18 protein-coding genes and 1 pseudogene are annotated in these 18,019 nt (G+C 51.3%); 8 read left to right on the plus strand and 11 right to left on the minus strand.

Features of this window, described 5'->3' with window-relative positions; genetic code table 11:
* Position 1: 1 nt before the first annotated feature.
* From A9587_RS06240 to cbpM, 4 genes are all read left to right on the plus strand, one after another.
* Positions 2–1,255 (plus strand): D-amino acid dehydrogenase, encoded by a 1,254-nt coding sequence (locus A9587_RS06240; protein WP_001516153.1) that lies wholly within the window; start codon positions 2–4, stop codon positions 1,253–1,255.
* On the plus strand, positions 1,252–1,608 hold the full coding sequence (locus A9587_RS06245; RefSeq protein WP_024191856.1) for a RidA family protein: 357 nt from the start codon (positions 1,252–1,254) through the stop codon (positions 1,606–1,608). The genes A9587_RS06240 and A9587_RS06245 overlap by 4 nt, the downstream gene beginning before the upstream one ends.
* Positions 1,609–1,821: 213 nt before the next feature.
* A complete protein-coding gene (gene cbpA, locus A9587_RS06250; RefSeq protein WP_105263251.1) occupies positions 1,822–2,742 on the plus strand; it encodes a curved DNA-binding protein in 921 nt (306 codons plus the stop codon).
* Complete coding sequence (cbpM, locus tag A9587_RS06255) at positions 2,742–3,047, plus strand: chaperone modulator CbpM (protein WP_000024563.1); 306 nt, start codon at positions 2,742–2,744, stop codon at positions 3,045–3,047. The genes cbpA and cbpM overlap by 1 nt, the downstream gene beginning before the upstream one ends.
* A gap of 352 nt (positions 3,048–3,399) precedes the next feature.
* Here the strand turns inward: cbpM and torD are convergent, their stop codons facing one another.
* The 3 genes from torD to torC are packed head-to-tail and all read right to left on the minus strand — an operon-like array spanning position 3,400 to position 7,699.
* Complete coding sequence (gene torD, locus A9587_RS06260; RefSeq protein WP_016248573.1) at positions 3,400–3,999, minus strand: molecular chaperone TorD; 600 nt, start codon at positions 3,997–3,999, stop codon at positions 3,400–3,402.
* Positions 3,996–6,530, minus strand: a complete 2,535-nt coding sequence (gene torA / locus A9587_RS06265) for a trimethylamine-N-oxide reductase TorA (RefSeq protein WP_105263250.1) — start codon at positions 6,528–6,530, stop codon at positions 3,996–3,998. The genes torD and torA overlap by 4 nt, the downstream gene beginning before the upstream one ends.
* Complete coding sequence (gene torC / locus A9587_RS06270) at positions 6,530–7,699, minus strand: pentaheme c-type cytochrome TorC (RefSeq protein ID WP_105263249.1); 1,170 nt, start codon at positions 7,697–7,699, stop codon at positions 6,530–6,532. The genes torA and torC overlap by 1 nt, the downstream gene beginning before the upstream one ends.
* A gap of 130 nt (positions 7,700–7,829) precedes the next feature.
* Here torC and torR point away from each other — a divergent pair, with 130 nt between their 5' ends.
* The 3 genes from torR (at position 7,830) to A9587_RS06285 (ending at position 12,444) form a co-directional block, all read left to right on the plus strand.
* A complete protein-coding gene (torR, locus tag A9587_RS06275; protein ID WP_038355268.1) occupies positions 7,830–8,522 on the plus strand; it encodes a two-component system response regulator TorR in 693 nt (230 codons plus the stop codon).
* A 32-nt stretch (positions 8,523–8,554) separates the two neighbouring features.
* Positions 8,555–11,299 (plus strand): TMAO reductase system sensor histidine kinase/response regulator TorS, encoded by a 2,745-nt coding sequence (gene torS / locus A9587_RS06280; protein ID WP_105263248.1) that lies wholly within the window; start codon positions 8,555–8,557, stop codon positions 11,297–11,299.
* A 71-nt stretch (positions 11,300–11,370) separates the two neighbouring features.
* Positions 11,371–12,444 carry a 4Fe-4S binding protein gene (locus tag A9587_RS06285; RefSeq protein WP_061091112.1) on the plus strand — a complete coding sequence of 358 codons (1,074 nt, stop codon included), beginning with the start codon at positions 11,371–11,373 and terminating at the stop codon, positions 12,442–12,444.
* Between the two features lie 49 nt (positions 12,445–12,493).
* Here the strand turns inward: A9587_RS06285 and A9587_RS06290 are convergent, their stop codons facing one another.
* The 4 genes and pseudogenes from A9587_RS06290 to cspG all read right to left on the minus strand — a co-directional run bounded on the left by A9587_RS06290 (position 12,494) and on the right by cspG (position 13,264).
* The gene (locus A9587_RS06290; RefSeq protein WP_001019201.1) at positions 12,494–12,667 is read right to left on the minus strand and encodes a GnsA/GnsB family addiction module toxin; all 174 of its coding nucleotides are present in this window, start codon (positions 12,665–12,667) and stop codon (positions 12,494–12,496) included.
* Between the two features lie 18 nt (positions 12,668–12,685).
* Positions 12,686–12,878, minus strand: a pseudogene (locus tag A9587_RS24835) (protein YmcE).
* Positions 12,853–13,041 (minus strand): cold shock small protein YmcF, encoded by a 189-nt coding sequence (gene ymcF / locus A9587_RS06295; RefSeq protein WP_071524879.1) that lies wholly within the window; start codon positions 13,039–13,041, stop codon positions 12,853–12,855. Before ymcF ends, A9587_RS24835 begins: the two are co-directional and overlap by 26 nt.
* Positions 13,042–13,051: 10 nt before the next feature.
* Positions 13,052–13,264: a cold shock protein CspG gene (gene cspG / locus A9587_RS06300; RefSeq protein ID WP_000066492.1), complete on the minus strand. Its 213-nt coding sequence runs from the start codon at positions 13,262–13,264 to the stop codon at positions 13,052–13,054.
* Between the two features lie 284 nt (positions 13,265–13,548).
* Between cspG and cspH the strand changes: the two genes are divergently transcribed.
* A complete protein-coding gene (gene cspH / locus A9587_RS06305) occupies positions 13,549–13,761 on the plus strand; it encodes a cold shock-like protein CspH (protein ID WP_000087760.1) in 213 nt (70 codons plus the stop codon).
* Here the strand turns inward: cspH and A9587_RS06310 are convergent.
* The 4 genes from A9587_RS06310 to appC form a co-directional block, all read right to left on the minus strand.
* Complete coding sequence (locus tag A9587_RS06310; RefSeq protein ID WP_105263284.1) at positions 13,749–15,059, minus strand: AppA family phytase/histidine-type acid phosphatase; 1,311 nt, start codon at positions 15,057–15,059, stop codon at positions 13,749–13,751. The genes cspH and A9587_RS06310 overlap by 13 nt on opposite strands.
* Before the next feature lie 87 nt (positions 15,060–15,146).
* Positions 15,147–15,239 (minus strand): cytochrome bd-II oxidase subunit CbdX, encoded by a 93-nt coding sequence (cbdX, locus tag A9587_RS06315; RefSeq protein ID WP_000270307.1) that lies wholly within the window; start codon positions 15,237–15,239, stop codon positions 15,147–15,149.
* Between the two features lie 13 nt (positions 15,240–15,252).
* A complete protein-coding gene (appB, locus tag A9587_RS06320) occupies positions 15,253–16,389 on the minus strand; it encodes a cytochrome d ubiquinol oxidase subunit II (protein ID WP_016261889.1) in 1,137 nt (378 codons plus the stop codon).
* Positions 16,390–16,400: 11 nt separating this feature from the next.
* Positions 16,401–17,945 (minus strand): cytochrome bd-II oxidase subunit 1, encoded by a 1,545-nt coding sequence (appC, locus tag A9587_RS06325; protein WP_038355278.1) that lies wholly within the window; start codon positions 17,943–17,945, stop codon positions 16,401–16,403.
* Positions 17,946–18,019: the final 74 nt, after the last annotated feature.

The raw sequence follows: 18,019 nt of genomic DNA on the forward strand, positions 1-18,019 counted from the left end.
GATGAAAAAACGCATTGTAGTTATTGGCGGCGGGGTCATTGGTCTGGCGACAGCATGGGTTCTGGTAAAACAGGGCCATCAGGTACAATTGTTAGAACGCAACAGCCAGGCAGGCGTCGCCACCAGTTTCGCTAACGGTGGGCAACTCAGTTATCGTTACGTTGCCCCTCTGGCGGATAAAGGCGTACCGATGCAGGGGCTTAAATGGATGGGGAAAAGTGACTCTCCACTGAATATGCGTTTGCGCATGTCATTAAGTCAGTGGCGCTGGTTGCTGGCGTTTTTACTGGCCTGCAATAACCGGACAAATAAACTCAATGGCGATCATATTTTACGCTTATCACTATTAAGTCGTCAGGTAATGGAAGCATGGTTGCTGGAGGATAATCTTGATGATTTCCACTGGCGCCGTTCTGGCAAACTGATTATTCATCGCCGCCAGCAAGATTTAGCCAAAGCGGCAAAAGGCATTAATCCGCATTTTCAACAGACTCTATTACGCGAAGAGTGCGTTCATCTTGAACCCGCACTAAAACATATTGGTAATTCCCTGTGCGGTGGTATTTATTCTCCCGGCGATGAAACGGCGGACTGCTATAAGTTCTGCCAGGCATTACTTGCCAAACTTAATGCCAGCGCGAATTTTTCGCTACAGACCGATTGTGAAGTTTTGCAGTTGAATAAAAAAGGTGAGCGCATAGTCTCCATTACCACCAGTACAGGAACGCTGATTGCTGATGATTATGTCGTTGCCGCCGGAAATGGCAGCACACATTTACTTACCGAAACCGGGATTCACGTACCGCTTTGCGGTCTGAAAGGTTACAGTCTGACACTCCCTTTCCCACAAAAAATGGGGATCGCACCGCAAATCAGTGTCACCGACTATGGTCATAAAATTGTCTATGCCCGACTCGGTGACCGGTTGCGTATCGCCGCCATGGTCGATATTGGCTATGACGGTAATGAACTGCGCCCTGAACGCATTGATGCCTTAAAACAGATCGTAGCCTCCAGTTTTCCGCAACTGCAAGGTATCGATGATGCCGAATTATGGACAGGTATGCGTCCATCCACTCCTGCGGGTCCGCCACTATTAGGACGGGCGAAGTATCAAAATCTCTGGATGAATCTTGGTCAGGGCAGTCTGGGCTTCACGCTGGCGGCAGGTAGTGCTGTGGTGTTAGGCGCTCTGCTGTCGGGCGAAGATCCTGCAATTTCACTTGATGGACTGACATGGAGCCAATCAGCTTGAATATCAAACGTAATAACCCACAGCCGCGTCTGGCCGCCAGCGTGGAATATAGCAACCTTGTTTTTCTCTCCGGCCAGACACCGAAAAGCAATACCCCAGACATCGCGCAACAAACGCGCGAAGTGCTGGAAAAAATCGACGAATTACTTGCAGCGGCTGGCAGTGATAAATTTCATATCTTATCCGCGCAGGTATGGATAAAAGATATCACCCGCGATTTTGCCGATTTCAACGACGTATGGGTTAGTTGGATACCAGAAGGATATAGCCCAGCCCGTGCTGCCGTACAAGCTGAGATGGCTCGCCCGGAGATTCTGGTTGAAGTGATGGTCACGGCAGTAAAAGCAAGATAAGTTCCCCGTTTTCAGCCCCCTGGCAACGTAGTCATGGGGCATCCATGAAGGGTAAACGCCCCCTCTTTTACCTGCCAACATTCAGGCTGAAAATATCATTTTTAGTTATGTTTCGTCACAGACCTACGATTTTTTCTGATTTCCCCTACACTTAACACTGATACCTTGTCAGGGGTTTCCCTTTGTCTGTATTGATTTACGCGAGATAACGCTATGGAATTAAAGGATTATTACGCCATCATGGGCGTGAAACCGACGGACGATCTCAAGACAATCAAGACCGCCTATCGTCGACTGGCCCGCAAATACCATCCTGATGTCAGCAAAGAACCCGATGCCGAAGCCCGCTTCAAAGAGGTCGCTGAAGCCTGGGAAGTATTGAGTGATGAACAACGTCGCGCTGAATATGATCAGATGTGGCAACATCGCAACGATCCGCAATTTAACCGTCAGTTCCAGCATGGTGACGGCCAGAGTTTCAACGCCGAAGATTTTGACGATATCTTCTCATCAATTTTCGGTCAGCATGCCCGTCAGAGCCGCCAGCGCCCGGCCACACGTGGCCACGACATTGAAATCGAAGTGGCGGTATTCCTTGAAGAAACGCTTACTGAGCATAAGCGTACCATCAGCTATAACCTGCCGGTTTATAACGCCTTTGGCATGATCGAACAGGAAATCCCGAAAACGCTGAATGTGAAGATCCCGGCGGGTGTCGGCAATGGTCAACGTATCCGCCTGAAAGGCCAGGGGACGCCGGGCGAAAACGGCGGTCCGAATGGCGATCTGTGGCTGGTGATTCATATTGCGCCACATCCGTTGTTTGATATTGTCGGTCAGGCTCTGGAAATTGTGGTGCCGGTTAGTCCGTGGGAAGCGGCACTGGGAGCTAAAGTCACCGTTCCAACACTGAAAGAAAGCATTTTGCTGACCATCCCACCAGGCAGTCAGGCCGGACAACGATTGCGCGTTAAAGGTAAAGGTCTGGTCGGTAAAAAACAGACCGGCGACCTGTATGCGGTGCTGAAAATCGTCATGCCGCCGAAACCTGATGAAAACACTGCTGCGCTGTGGCAACAACTGGCAGACGCCCAGTCGTCTTTTGATCCACGTAAAGATTGGGGGAAAGCATAATGGCTAACGTTACGGTGACTTTTACCATTACTGAATTTTGCCTGCATACCGGCATTTCTGAAGAGGAGTTGAATGAAATTGTCGGTTTAGGCGTAGTTGAACCGCGTGAGATTCAGGAAACGACCTGGGTGTTTGACGACCATGCCGCCATTGTGGTGCAACGCGCGGTACGTCTGCGTCAGGAACTGGCGCTTGACTGGCCGGGGATCGCGGTGGCGCTAACGTTAATGGATGATATCGCACATCTGAAACAGGAAAACCGCCTGCTGCGCCAACGGCTTTCCCGGTTTGTGGCTCATCCGTGAGTTTGTTGCCTGATGCGACGCTTAACGCGTCTTATCAGGCCTACAAAGATCACTGTTCCGTAGGCCGGATAAGGCGTTCACGCCGCATCCGGCGGCTGTGCCATAATGCCTGATGCGACGCTTAACGCGTCTTACCAGGCCTACAAAGATCACTGTTCCATAGGCCGGATAAGGCGTTCACGCCGCATCCGGCGGCTGTGCCATAATGCCTGATGCGACGCTTAACGCGTCTTATCAGGCCTACAAAGATCACTGTCCCGTAGGCCGGATAAGGCGTTCACGCCGCATCCGGCGGCTGTGCCATAATGCCTGATGCGACGCTTAACGCGTCTTATCAGGCCTACAAACGGCATTATCTGTTTTGGTTGTCGCACTCCACCAGCACCAGCAATAACTGGCTTAGTGTCGCGTAAAAACCAAAGCTGTCATACTGACGGCAACGCGTTACAAATTCCGGTAGCCATGATCGCAGCGCCGCCAGCGTTTTTTGCCGTAAGCTGTTGATTTTTTGTGTGGTAACTTTCCCTTCCCCCAGTGAAAAATGCAGATAGCTCAACAACTCAAGATAAATCGCCAGATGATCTGCCGGTTCGTTGAAGTTGCTACTGGTTTCCATGCCCGCCTCAACCAACAAGTGTTTAATCTCTTGCTCGTCCTGTTTGTAGGCCGATGCATACGGCAGCGCCGCTTGCTTGTCGGTCATCAAAAACAGGCCGCAAAAATCAGCGGCCAGTTCCAGACGGGCGTCGTTACGTACCACCAGGGCAGCAATGCTTTTCTCCAGCTCGTCCACCGCCGCAGCCAGCGGCGGTTCGCTTTTCAGCAAAGAAAACCATTCAGCCATCTCCGCACTGGCGATTTGCGTCAGTTGTTCATCGTCCAGTTCACGGGAAAACAACTGCGCCAGCCAGGCGTAGACGCAGGCAGTCTGTTGTGCCGTCAAGGAAGTCATGATTTCACCTGCGACGCCGGAACATATTCGCACTGCGCCACCATTTCGATGGGGCCGCTAAACGCCGTCACTTTCTCAACCTGACCGCTGAATTTTTCAATTTCCACTATGGTCGTGTGTGAGCTGGTAGCCTGCGCTAGCTGCGAGGTGCCAATGTCAGGCGTTAATACGTTGGGGTTACCGTATTTACACAGCGCATTAATCTCGCCGCCTTTGTCCGGATCATACCAGGCACCTTCATGGATCCGTATCACGCCTGGCGCATAGAAATCAGACACCACTGCTCCCGCCAGCACCTGGCCACGATCGTTAAAAACACGCACCACATCGCCGTTAGCAATTCCATACGCACTGGCATCCTGTGGGCTTATATATACCGGCTCTTTGCCCGCTACGCTGTAATGCTGACGTAAGGTTTCGGATTCGCACAGTTGCGAGTGGACGCGATAATCCGGGTGTACTGATTGCAGATGCAGCGGATACTTCTGCGAACCAGGCCCACCGTGAGAGCGTTCGATTTTCTCAAACCACATCGGATGCCCCTGACAATCGTCATAGTTCATGTCGGCAATGGTCTTCGAGTAGATCTCAATCAGACCGCTCGGCGTCCCCAGCGGTTCAAGATCAGGATCTTCGCGGAACGCCTGATGACGCACGAACATCTGCGGATGGTCATATACCACGTACTCTTTACTGTTCCACAACTCATCAAAGGTAGGTAAATGGATGCCGAGCCCTTTGGCCTGCTGGAGCGCGTCATACCAGATGCGCCGGAGCCAGCCCATCTCATCCAGTCCTTCGGTAAAGGCTTCCTCACGGTCAAAGCGTCGGCACAGCTCGCGGAAAATATCAAAGTCGTTGCGCGCCTCAAACTGTGGCGGCACCACCTGTTTAGTGGTGATCAGCCCGTGGCTGGCATAGTCACCAAACTGGTCGAGATCGTTGCGCTCAAACTGTGTGGTTGCGGGTAATACAATATCGGAAAAGCGGCAACTGGAGGTCCACTGGTTATCAATGGAAATCACCGTCTCCAGCTTGCGCCAGCCTTCGATAATGCGGTTAATCTGCTGATGGCGGTGGAACGGGTTGGTCCCGGCAAAAACACACATTTTCAGCGGCGGCAACTTGACTGTTTTTCCGTCCCAGTTGATCTCTTTCCCCGGTTCCAGAATGGCGTCGATATAACGGGCCGTTGGGATAGTGCTGCTGTAACCTTTGTAATCGTTGTTGTTATGAACTGGCGGAATTTTCGTGGCACCAAGAAAACCGCTCAGGATAATCCCTTTACGGCCTGGCACGCCTGAGCCGCTGCTGTGCCAACTAAAACCAAAACCGCCACCCGGCAGGCCAATCTGCCCGAGCATTGCCGCCAGCACCACAATCATCCATGACCATTGCTCGCCGTGCTGCATACGTTGGGCGCACCAGCCAGCCATAATTTGCGTTCTTGTGCCCGCCATTTTCCGCGCCAGCATGCGGATCGTTTCGGCGTCAATGCCACACAGCTTTTCTGCCCAGACGGCATCCTTCGGCTGGCCGTCTTTCTCACCCAGCAAATACGGCAGAAATTGCTCGAAACCGACGCAATAATCAGCAATGAATTGTTTGTCGTACAGATTTTCGCTGTACAGGGTATGGGCCATCGCCAGTTGTAGCGGCACATCGGTTTGCGGGTTAACAACAATATGTTTAACGTGCTCGCGCCCCAGATATTCATGCGTTGAACTGACCACCGGGTCGATGCTGATGACTTCGATTTCGCCCGCCGCCACCTTTTCTTTCAGTTGCTCGTAATATTCATAAACATCGTGAGACGGGCAGCGGAAATTGACCTGCTGATTCTTCACCAGATCGGTGCCCCACATAATGATGACTTTGCTGTTTTGCAACACCAGCGGCCAGGACGTTTGCTGTTCGTAAACTTCCATTGATCCCACCACCCGCGGCAGGATCACCTGTGCAGCCCCGGTGGAATAGTCACCGCCGGTACTCACTTTATTGCCATGTAGGGCGATGGCTTTCGACAACATTCCCCCGGCGCTATGAAACTTACCGGATGATTGCCCACCGCTGGCGGTCAGTAACGCACTGGGGCCATAGGTTTTTTGCACCCGTTCCAGTTCTTCATAGAACATGTCCAGGGCTTCATCCCAACTGACGCGGACAAAACGGTTATCGCCGCGCTGGGTTGTGTCGCTCAGATGGCGTTTGCGCAGCCAGTCAACGCGCACCATTGGGTAACGAATGCGCGCCGAATTGTGGACGTGATCCGGCAACCCGGCGATGATTTTCGTCGGATATTTATCCAGTTCAAAGGGCTTTACGGCGACAAAACGGCCATCTTTTACCGTGGCACGGATTGCCCCAAAGCGCGACCCGGTCAGAATCCCCTCTTTAACCGTAACAGCCTGTGCTGCGTTAGCACGGCGTGGAGTTAACAGCGATGGCCCCAGCATCCCGACCAGCGTTAAGCCGCCAAGCTGGGTAAGAAAACGCCGACGTGATGCCTGAAAAATGTCTTTATTTTTCATTATTTTCCTTCCTTATCGCTGTGAGACTTCCCTGCGGTATCCGACGCATGCATTTGCAGATATTTCAGCATGGTGCGTTCTTCTCGTTTATCGAGGCTGGTAAAACCAATCATGCCGTTGATCTGACCAATCCAACCGTTGGCGTCGTAATGGGTGGTTGCTGACGCGCCGTGGCACTGTTTACAGGCGTTGCTGTACAACGTATCGCCATAGGCCCAGATCGGTTTGATGTCGCCAACCATATCGCCCTTCTTCAGCCATGCGATAGCCTGCATCTTACTCCACTCGGTTTTGGTGTCAGCAACAGTCGTTTTCTCCAGCATTTTCGCCTGCTGCTGGATATCGCCACGAATGGAGGCGACAAAAATCCGTTTGCCTGGTAACTCGGTCAGAACTCGTTGACTTCCAGAGTTTTCCGTCCAGCCAGTGATAGCCACCTGCAACCAATCGCCGTCACGTTTAAGCACTTTCACTTCAGAGGCCGGCAACAGAGAACCTGCCGCGTCTTTATCGTCTTTTGCTGCGTAAAGAGGTTTTATATCAATCGAATAGAGGATTTCTTTATCATCTCTGGCGCTGGCGCGTAGTTCTTCGAACTGTTTACGCGAGCCGCTGCTCATATCCGGTAACTGGTGGGCAATACCCTTGTGGCAGTCGATGCAGGACTGATTTTCTTTCGCTGCGGCGGCCATTTGACGCGCGGCTTCCGGATGCTGCTTCGCATGATCCATCGCATCGTAGTTATGGCAGGAACGGCAGGTCGCTGAATTGTTCTCTTTCATCCGCGCCCATTCACGCTCGGCAAGTTCTGCGCGTTTGGCGTTGAATTTCTCAGGGGTATCAATGGAGTGACCAATAACAGTCTGATAAACCTCATTACTCGCTTCCAGTTTCCGCTTCAACATTCCCGGTAAATCTGACGGAACATGGCAGTCATGGCACTCGGCGCGTACGCCGGAGGCATTCTGGAAATGCGCCGACTGTTTATATTCTTCATACACCGGCGTCATACTGTGGCAACTGACACAAAACTCAGTATTGCTGGTGGCCTTGATCCCGAAATGAGGTAATACAATCAATACAATACCGATCATAATCCCCATCAGCACCAGCGTTAACACCGACCAACGCGCACTTGGTCGACGAAGCGCACTCCATAGTCGTCTCATAATAACTCCTGTAAAAATATAATTTGGCAACTGTGATCTTAATAAGCAAATATGAATAGCGGCACTCGTCAGGATGAATGGCTTATGACAGCATATGAATGGATATGAACAGGAAGCTCGAGAAGGCAGGATGTCACACCATATTGTCATTGTTGAAGATGAGCCTGTGACGCAGGCACGTTTACAAAGCTACTTCACCCAGGAAGGGTATCTCGTGTCGATCACAGCAAGCGGCGACGGGTTACGGGAAATTATGGAAAACCAGCCAGTTGATCTCATTCTGCTGGATATCAACCTGCCAGATGAAAACGGCTTGATGCTTACCCGGGCACTGCGCGAACGCTCAACGGTAGGGATTATTCTGGTGACCGGGCGCAGCGATCCCATTGATCGAATTGTCGGGCTGGAGATGGGTGCCGATGATTATGTCATCAAACCGCTGGAGCTGCGTGAACTCGTGGTACGGGTAAAAAATCTGCTCTGGCGTATCGATCTGGCCCGCCAGGCCAACGCTCTCACTCAGGATAACTGCTATCGTTTTGCGGGATATTGTCTGAATATCTCACGCCACACGTTGGACCAGGACAGTAGGCAGATCAAACTCACCCGTGCGGAATATGAAATGCTGGTGGCCTTTGTCACTAATCCTGGCGAGATCCTCAGCCGCGAACGACTGCTGCGTATGCTCTCCGCCCGGCGGGTGGAAAACCCCGATTTGCGCACCGTGGACGTGCTGATCCGCCGTTTGCGTCATAAACTCAGCGCCAACCTGTTAGTCACGCAGCATGGCGAAGGATATTTCTTAGCCGCTGAAGTCTATTAATCCACCGGTTCAGGTAATGTGGTGCACCAACGATGATTTTCACCCTGGCCAAAAGATTGTGGATGGCGTTTGCCCTGATGGCATTGCTGACTCTGGTGAGTATCTTTGTAGGTTGGTATAACCTGCGCGTTTTCACCCAAAGCGCCCAGACCAATACTCTGGCTCTGATCCCGACCATGAATATGGCTCGTCAGTTGAGTGAGGCCAGCGCGTGGGAGCTCTTTACCGCCCAAAATTTGAACAATACGGATAGCGCAGAGATGTGGCAATTCCAGGGGAGGATGTTATCGGCGCAGAAGCTGAAAATTGACAGCCTGTTACAGGGCCTGCGTGAGAAAGGGTTTGACACGATAGCCATTGAACGGCAAGCCAATGAGACTGACCGCTCACTACGCCAGCAGGGTGAACTGGTCGGCCAGCGGCTGAAACTACACGCTCAACAGCAACAACTCAGCCAGCAAATCGTCGCCGCTGCCGGAGAAATCGCCAATATCGCACAATCCCAGACCCATTACATAGCAATCGCCACCGCAACGCCCCAGTCTGGCCCGGAAAGTGTGTTTGGCCACAATCATGGCAGGCCGGCGGAGAGCGCCGTCGAGCAATGGATTTCTGGCGATCGTGAGTACGTCAGGCAGATGCACGAAATGCGCTTTAGCGCTCTGCAAATACAGCATTTCGTTATGAAACTGGAGCTGGAGAAGAGTGAAAAAAATAACAACAGACTACCTGTTCAACTGAAAAACGCCCTTAACAGGGTGCAACTTCAACAACGACGCATTAAAGCTCCCCCGATTCGCGCGCAGGCTGAAAAGGCGCTGGAGACAGTACAGCGATATGTCGAATTACTGGCGCTGTACCAACGGGAAAATACGCTTAATACTCACCTGCAGACGCTGACGCAAAATAATATTGTGCAGTTTACGCAGTTCAGCAACGAGGTTAATCAGTTAGTCGCAACCATTGAACAACGTAATCGGGTCGGACTGACACATCTGGAAAGCGCCAGTGAACATGTGCGGTTTAATCTGCTACTCCTGGGCGTTGTTTCCCTTTGCTCTTTGATTCTGATCCTCTGGCGCGTGGTTTATCGTTCAGTCACGCGCCCACTTGCCGAACAAACGCAGGCACTGCAACGCCTGCTGGACGGCGATATCGACTCCCCTTTCCCGGAAACCGCTGGCGTGCGGGAGCTGGATACCATCGGGCGGCTGATGGATGCTTTTCGCAGTAGTGTTCATGCGCTTAATCGCCACCGCGAACAACTGGCAGCGCAGGTCAAAGCGCGCACTGCCGAATTGCAGGAACTGGTAGTAGAACACCGGCTGGCACGGGCGGAAGCAGAAAAAGCCAGTCAGGCAAAATCGGCGTTTCTGGCGGCAATGAGCCATGAGATCCGCACTCCGCTGTACGGCATTCTCGGCACCGCTCAACTGCTGGCGGATAACCCGGCGCTTAACGCCCAGCGTGATGACTTGCGGGCAATTACCGATTCTGGCGAATCATTGCTGACCATCCTTAACGATATTCTCGATTATTCGGCTATCGAAGCAGGTGGCAAGAATGTCTCGGTCAGCGATGAACCGTATGAACCACGCCCGCTGCTGGAAAGTACCCTGCAATTAATGAGCGGGCGGGTGAAAGGTCGTCCGATTCGACTGGCAACGGAAATTGCCGACGATGTACCGACCGCGTTAATGGGTGATCCGCGACGTATTCGCCAGGTTATTACCAATTTGTTGAGTAATGCCCTGCGTTTCACTGACGAGGGGCAGATTGTCCTGCGTAGCCGCACTGACGGCGAACAATGGCTGGTCGAAGTGGAAGACAGCGGCTGTGGTATTGATCCCGCGAAACTGGCTGATATCTTCCAGCCATTTGTTCAGGTGAGTGGTAAACGCGGCGGCAGTGGACTGGGGTTGACGATCAGTACCAGCCTGGCCCAGGCGATGGGCGGCGAACTGATCGCCACAAGCACGCCGGGGGTTGGAAGCTGTTTTTGCTTACGGTTACCGTTACGCGTTGCCACCGCGCCAGCACCTAAAATAGTCAATCAGGCGGTGCATCTGGATGGTTTACGCTTGCTGTTAATTGAAGATAACCCGCTAACGCAGCGTATTACCATCGAGATACTGAACGCCAGTGGTGCTCAGGTCACTGCCGTTGGAAATGCCACGCAGGCTTTAGAGACGCTGCAAAATAGTGAATCGTTTGCTGCCGCGCTGGTGGATTTTGATCTGCCGGATATCGACGACATTACACTTGCCAGGCAACTTTCGCTGCAATATCCGTCGCTGGTTTTGATTGGCTTTAGCGCCCATGTCATCGACGAAACGTTGCGCCAGCGTACCAGTTCGCTATTTCGCGGAATTATCCCTAAACCGGTGCCGCGTGAAGTGCTCGGTCAGTTACTGGCGCACTATCTCCACCAGCAAAAAAATAACGATCAGCCGCTGGATGTATCGCAACTCAATGAAGATGCACAGTTAATGGGAGCGGATAAGATCCACGAATGGCTGACATTATTTAAACAACATACCCTGCCGCTTCTTGATGAAATAGACACTGCTCGCGCCAGACACGACAGCGAGAAAATCAAACGCGCTGCGCACCAGCTAAAAAGTAGTTGCGCCAGTCTGGGAATGCGCAGTGCCAGCCAGTTGTGCGGGCAACTTGAGCGGGAACCATTAGCCGCTCTCCTGCCGCGCGAAGAAATTACACGCAGTATCGCGGCTCTGGAAGAGTGGTTGAATAAGAAAGACCTGAACGCGATTTGAATCAATATCAGCCAGATAAGAAGACTTAGAATAGTAGCATTTAGCATGCAACTTAATGGACTGGCAAAATCATGGCTGAGAAAAAAAGAATCCGCTGGCAGCGGCGGCCAGGCACAACGGGCGGTAAATTACCGTGGAATGACTGGCGCAATGCCACGACCTGGCGTAAAGCGACGCAATTATTACTGCTGGCAATCAATATTTATATTGCCATCACCTTCTGGTATTGGGTGCGCTATTACGAAACGGCAGGTAGTACGCCTTTTATCGCAAGGCCAGGTGGTATTGAAGGCTGGCTCCCTATTGCCGGTCTGATGAATCTGAAATACAGCCTTGAAACAGGCCAGTTACCTTCCGTGCACGCCGCCGCGATGCTGTTGCTGGTCGCTTTTATCATTATCAGCTTGCTGCTGAAAAAAGCCTTTTGTTCGTGGCTATGCCCGGTTGGTACGCTATCTGAGTTAATTGGCGATCTGGGGAAAAAACTGTTTGGTCGGCAATTTACCCTTCCTCTCTGGCTGGATATTCCTCTGCGTGCGGCGAAATATCTGCTGTTGAGTTTTTTTCTCTATATCGCGTTATTCATGCCCGCTCAGGCGATTCACTATTTTATGCTATCGCCCTACAGCGTGGTGATGGATGTTAAAATGCTCGATTTCTTTCGTCATATGGGGACAGCGACGTTAATCAGCGTGATCGTTTTGCTGATTGCCAGCCTGTTTATTCGCCATGCCTGGTGTCGTTATCTCTGCCCGTATGGCGCGTTAATGGGACTGGTTTCGCTATTATCGCCGTTTAAGATTCGTCGCAATGCCGAAAGTTGTATCGACTGCGGCAAATGCGCAAATAATTGTCCGTCACGGATCCCTGTCGATAAATTAATCCAGGTTAGAACGGTGGAATGTACCGGCTGTATGACCTGCATCGAGTCATGCCCGGTCGCCTCAACATTAACTTTTTCGCTGCGAAACCCCGCGATAAATAAAAAAGCTTTTGCGTTATCTGGCTGGCTAATAACACTACTGATATTGGGAATTATGTTCGCGGTGATTGGTTACGCGATGTATGCAGGTGTATGGCAAAGCCCGGTGCCAGAGGAATTGTACCGACGCTTAATTCCACGGGCGGCAATGATTGGTCATTAACAGAGTGACAAGCGGAACATCACCTCGTGCTGGGGTGATGTCCACAAAATCACATTATTTGGATTTTGACGTCATAGCCTTCAAGCCCGGTCATTTTCTCCCGCGCGGTGAAGCGAATTTCAGAGACTTCTTTCCCTGTGCTCTTGTTTAACTCGGTGATTTTTTGCGCAATAAAGTCGGAGATTTCTGTTTCGGCTTGTTTTTTTAGCTCTTCAATATTCACTGTTAACCTCTTCTGGTCTTAAAAGGCAGCAACACGCCAGTAAGGTGTTGGTTCCCTGTTCAGGTAACAAAAGTTATAAGCTATCTGCCTGAAAGATTCAATAATCAGTAGGTTATCGCTCAATATGCATACAGGGATGAGTGCAAACAGAAGATATAAAAAAGGCTCCGCGAGGGAGCCTGATATTATTTTGTGAAATCCAGTGGCGCATGGTCTGTGCGTATTTGTAAAGCAACGTTATCAAAGGTGATCATCGTCGATTTACAGAAAATACACTTAGCTCCCAAAGGATTTCGCTCCGTCACATCGAATGCCGATGTGCGGTACTGTGAACCATGACAACATGGACAGCGGAAATGGAGATGTTGAGTAATAACGGCAACCTTAGAGCGCAACAACGTTCGCTGCCGAGGGACCACGTTGCCCCTGCTCAATAGAAAATTCAACTTTCTGATTTTCATTCAGAGTGCGGAATTCATTGCTCTGGATGGCGGTGAAATGAACGAAGACGTCCTTGCTGCCATCATCAGGAGTGATAAAGCCAAAACCTTTATCTGCGTTAAACCATTTTACTAAACCAGTCATTTTATTAGACATATTTTACTTCCTTCATTTTGGGCCTTTCGGCAAACAGGGCTTTAATACAGAAACTACTTAGTGTTCAGGAGAGAGACTCAAAAGAAGGGGATAATGCCTGATAATGAGAACTGCTTTAGTAAACTACTTTGTATGCTGTCTGTCTTTCAAACCGACGCAGCTATTAACGCATGATACACATAATTAAGCAAATTTATTTTAGCCGTCCGGCGGTCTTAAATATCGCTGGCTTTATTTTTTTAAAACCGTATAGTGCAGCGCAGTATTTTTAGTAAGGAATTTGTTTGTCCCGTAAAATGACAGGAATTGTCAAAACCTTTGATCGCAAAAGCGGCAAAGGATTCATCATCCCCTCCGACGGTCGTAAAGAAGTCCAGGTCCATATTTCCGCATTCAGCCCCCGCGACGCAGAAGTACTTATACCAGGGTTACGCGTAGAGTTTTGCCGCGTTAATGGCCTGCGTGGACCAACAGCGGCAAATGTTTATTTATCCTGATATAAACTGCAGGCCGGAATACGCGCGTCATTCACGATTTGCGTAAAATCCGCCAGTGAACACATGCCCTGCGCGTTTCTTTCTTCACACTCGGCCAACGTCAACTTCACTTCCCCTGGCGGCGTATCAAGCGACAGACGGGCTTTATCACGCATCTGCTGCAAGGTCTGGAATACCAGCGAAACCTGAATCCACTGACTGTTATCACTTAGCCGCCGCCAGCGTTCAAATACCAGTTCACCTCCCGGCGGGGTGTTATCCGGTTGGCCCGGCAGCGTCCAGTTAAGTCCCAGTGCCCCACCTAAATTCGCCAGGTTAGTATCATGCCCGGCAATAAACAGCAGCGAAGTCGGTAGCGTAACACCATAGCTCTGCCTTTGCGGATTATGTGGCGTCAGCGCCGTCAGGAGCAAATCCAACAGGGGCGTGGCACGGCTACGGGCCACTTCTGGGGTACGTTGCAGCAGATAAAACTGCGCATTATGCAGACTCAGCAAGGTGTTCCACTGGTGTGAATCAGTAATTCGTCCCCAACCAGGCTCCGGCATTCCCTGTGCCTGCTGCAGGAGAAATATCTCCGTCAGCATTGATGCCAGACTCACCGCACCGGTTAATGAAACGTTATCGGTACTTACTTTCAGTTCAGACGGCAATACTTGCGTCAATGAACAACTTTCGTCTTGTTTCTCTCGTTTGAGGCACAGACTTGATTGCGGGAAATTAAGCACCCGCTCCAGTTCGTGAAATGCCGTTTGCCGATGATCAGTAAAGTTAGTGATCGAGCCGCCTGCCCTGTTAAGAATAGCTTCTGTCACGTTCGCTTTATCCAGTTGGCAGACACCGGTTTTCAGCGGGTTAAATAGCGGATCGGGACTGGCGGTGTCTGACCGGGTATGTACGGTTATTGCACAATTGGGAGCCAGCCCGGCGGCAAAGGCTTCGCCTGTTTTACGGGTGCGTTCGTCGACATCAGCAATAATCGCCACCTGACCTGGTTTCGGACAGCCATTTTTTGCCAGCAAACCGTCAGTCACCAGACGCTGGCGTTGGTAATGTCCGAGATAAGAGATCAGCTCACCGCCTCGTGGTGTCAGCCAACCCAGTTTCACCGGCCAGCCTGGCCATGTGTCTGGAGTAATTTCCTGCATGAGTTGCGTAGATTTAGTGGGGGCACGCACGCCATGACGGCTGACAATCACCACACTCTCCAATTTCAGTTCCGGCTCACTCTGAGCGTATGCAGGTAGTGGTGTTAACGGAAGCAGAAGAGAAAAAAAGGGGAGCAATATCGCTTTCATCGCCAGGTTTCCGTTTTTCATGTTTCGCATTATTGCCGGATACGACGCTGACGCGTCTTCTCCGGCCTATGTTCGTTGTGCGTCAAATCAACCTTTTAGACGCGGTTCCAGCCACACCAACACCACGGTGGAGAGTGAACACATCAACAAAATGCCGACGAACCACAATAAATACCACATTGTTCATCCCTCCTTAGTACAGCTCATGATCGTGATGGCGGAGAGTTTCAGTTGTCATACGCCCCCACATTTTGTAGTAGCTCCACACAGTGTAGAGCAACACAATAGGCAAAAATATCAGCACAATTACTAACATAATGCTCAACGTCAGTTGACTGGAGGTGCTATCCCACAGCGTCAGGCTGGAGATCGGGCTGATGTTCGAAGGCATAACAAATGGAAACAGCGTGATGCCTGCCGTGAAAATCACGCCAAATTGCATCAATGACGCCAGCAGAAATCCCCAACCGGGGCGACCACGATAAATCGCCATCACCGTCAGCAACGGGCAGAAGAAACCCAGCAGCGGGAAGATCCACAATACCGGCGATTCAACAAAATTATTCATCCAGGCACCAGGCAATACCGCAACCAGTTTCATTAACGGATTGGATGGACCGTTAACATCCTGAGCGAGCAATACGAAGCCATCAATACCAACCCACAGCCAGTACCCCGCCAGCAAAAAGCAGAGCATCACCAGCAGAGCCGCGCGTTTGGTCGCCAGTTGCGAACGCAGGTGAATAGCACCGACTGTTTTTAGTTGCAGCCAGACGCCCCCCTGCAAAATCACCATTCCAAGACTGAGCAAACCGCACAGTAGAGGGAATGGCGTCAGTAATTGCCAGAAGCTACCGAGGTACTCCACGCGTAATTGCGGCGTGAAAGCAAACGGCACGCCGAGTAACAAATTGCCAAACGCGATACCGAAGACGACCGGCGGTATCAGACTACCGATGACCAGCCCGGCATCCCACATTTTACGCCAGCGTGCATCCGCGATTTTTCCGCGATAATCAAAGGCCAGCGGGCGGAAGAACAGCGAGCACAGCACCAGGATCATCGCCACATAAAATCCAGAAAACGCAGCGGCGTAAACTCTGGGCCAGGCGGCAAATAATGCCCCTCCCGCGAGGATTAACCAGACCTGGTTGCCTTCCCAGTGTGCGCCAACACTGTTAATCACTATCCGGCGTTCATCATCATCACGCGCCACCAGCGGCAGCAGGCAACCGATCCCCATGTCAAATCCGTCGGAGATCATAAAGACCACCAGAATCACGCCAATCAGTAGCCACCAGATGAAGCGCAATGTTTCATAATCAAACATGATTCTCTCCTTTACCCCTGCTGCTGCGTCGGTTGTTCACTCTGCATCGCGCTTGGCCCCAGACGGGCATATTTCTGCATCAGGTAGACTTCAGCGATTAAGAACAGGGTGTAAAGCCCTACTATCATGATCAGTGAAAAAGCCAGTTGTCCTGTGGTTAAGGCAGAGTGCGCGGAGTATGTTGGCAAAATGTCCTGAATCGCCCACGGCTGACGGCCAAACTCGGTCATAAACCACCCTGCTTCAATGGCAATCCACGGCAGCGGCAAACTCCAGAGCATCATTTTCAGCACCCAACGATGCTGGTCGATTTTGCCGCGCAGCGTCTGAACGAGCGCAATCAGCATTACCAGTAACAACAGCGAACCGCAGCCCACCATGATGCGGAAACTCCAGAACACCGGCGCAACTTGTGGAATAGCACCGCGCATAGCCGCCTGATACTGCGCAGGTGTGACATGATTCATATCCGGCGCATAGCGGGAGAGCAACATGCCATAACCGAGATCGTTTTCCAGCTCATGAAATGCTTGCAGTACATGCGGCTCGCGGTTGCCTTGCGAAATCTCCTGCATCAGCAGCCAGGCCATACGCCCGCGTTGCAATCGTGGATAAGTTTCAGCCATCAAATTTTTCAACCCTGGTACAGGCTTATCTAATGAGTGAGTGGCGAGGATCCCTAACAGCGCAGGGATTTTGATGGCAAAAGCGTTACGCTCTTGATCCTGTTCCGGCCAGGCAATGAGATGGAACGGCGCAGGTGCCGGTTCGGTTTGCCACTCCCCTTCCATTGCCGCCAGTTTTACCGGCTGAACGCGTGCGACTTCATAAGCAGAACTGTCTCCAAGTTGCAGCGCGCCGATTATCGCCAGTGTGCCAAAGACCGAACCGATAGCAAACGAACGTAAAGCGACATCACGCTCCCGTCCGCGCAGTAAGTACCAGGCGCTGATCGCCATAATGAACATCGCCCCGGTCACATAACCAGCCATCACCGTATGGACAAATTTCACCTGGCTGACGGGGTTAAAGACCAGATCGCTGAAACTGGTCATCTCCATACGCAAGGTGTCGATATCGAAATGCGCGCCGGTCGGAAACTGCATCCACCCATTGGCATTCAAAATCCACAATGCGGAGATATTGGAACCAAATGCCACCAGCCAGGTGACCAGCAGGTGCTGGTATTTATTCAGCCGTTGCCAGCCAAAGAAGAACAGACCGACAAAGGTGGATTCGAGGAAGAAGGCCATTAATGCTTCCATCGCCAACGGTGCGCCAAAAATGTCGCCCACATAGTTGGAATAGAATGACCAGTTAGTACCAAACTGAAACTCCATGGTGAGACCAGTAGCCACGCCGAGAGCGAAGTTGATACCGAAGAGCTTACCCCAGAAGCGCGTCATATCGCGGTAGACTGTTTTGCCGGTGACCACGTAAATGGTTTCCATGATAGCCAGCAAAAAAATCAGCCCCAGGGTAAGGGGCACGAACAAAAAGTGGTATAGCGCGGTCAGTGCAAACTGCCAGCGCGACAAATCAATAACATCCCACATGCGAACTCCTGTAGGCGAAGAGAGGGAAATAACCCTTTAATAGTAGATCTCCCTTTTTATCCTTACAGTTTGTA

This window comes from Escherichia sp. MOD1-EC6162, from assembly GCF_002965125.1.
GTDB classification, from domain to species: domain Bacteria; phylum Pseudomonadota; class Gammaproteobacteria; order Enterobacterales; family Enterobacteriaceae; genus Escherichia; species Escherichia marmotae.

Bases quoted from the DNA above. Each gene is read 5' to 3' on its own strand.
- cbpA (WP_105263251.1), top strand. From the start codon at position 1,822: ATGGAATTAAAGGATTATTACGCCATCATGGGCGTGAAACCGACGGAC.
- A9587_RS06240 (WP_001516153.1), top strand. From the start codon at position 2: ATGAAAAAACGCATTGTAGTTATTGGCGGCGGGGTCATTGGTCTGGCG.
- torA (WP_105263250.1), bottom strand. From the start codon at position 6,530: ATGAAAAATAAAGACATTTTTCAGGCATCACGTCGGCGTTTTCTTACC.
- A9587_RS06285 (WP_061091112.1), top strand. From the start codon at position 11,371: ATGGCTGAGAAAAAAAGAATCCGCTGGCAGCGGCGGCCAGGCACAACG.
- torS (WP_105263248.1), top strand. From the start codon at position 8,555: ATGATTTTCACCCTGGCCAAAAGATTGTGGATGGCGTTTGCCCTGATG.
- appC (WP_038355278.1), bottom strand. From the start codon at position 17,945: ATGTGGGATGTTATTGATTTGTCGCGCTGGCAGTTTGCACTGACCGCG.
- appB (WP_016261889.1), bottom strand. From the start codon at position 16,389: ATGTTTGATTATGAAACATTGCGCTTCATCTGGTGGCTACTGATTGGC.
- cbdX (WP_000270307.1), bottom strand. From the start codon at position 15,239: ATGTGGTATTTATTGTGGTTCGTCGGCATTTTGTTGATGTGTTCACTC.
- torC (WP_105263249.1), bottom strand. From the start codon at position 7,699: ATGAGACGACTATGGAGTGCGCTTCGTCGACCAAGTGCGCGTTGGTCG.
- cbpM (WP_000024563.1), top strand. From the start codon at position 2,742: ATGGCTAACGTTACGGTGACTTTTACCATTACTGAATTTTGCCTGCAT.
- cspG (WP_000066492.1), bottom strand. From the start codon at position 13,264: ATGTCTAATAAAATGACTGGTTTAGTAAAATGGTTTAACGCAGATAAA.
- torD (WP_016248573.1), bottom strand. From the start codon at position 3,999: ATGACTTCCTTGACGGCACAACAGACTGCCTGCGTCTACGCCTGGCTG.
- torR (WP_038355268.1), top strand. From the start codon at position 7,830: ATGTCACACCATATTGTCATTGTTGAAGATGAGCCTGTGACGCAGGCA.
- A9587_RS06310 (WP_105263284.1), bottom strand. From the start codon at position 15,059: ATGAAAGCGATATTGCTCCCCTTTTTTTCTCTTCTGCTTCCGTTAACA.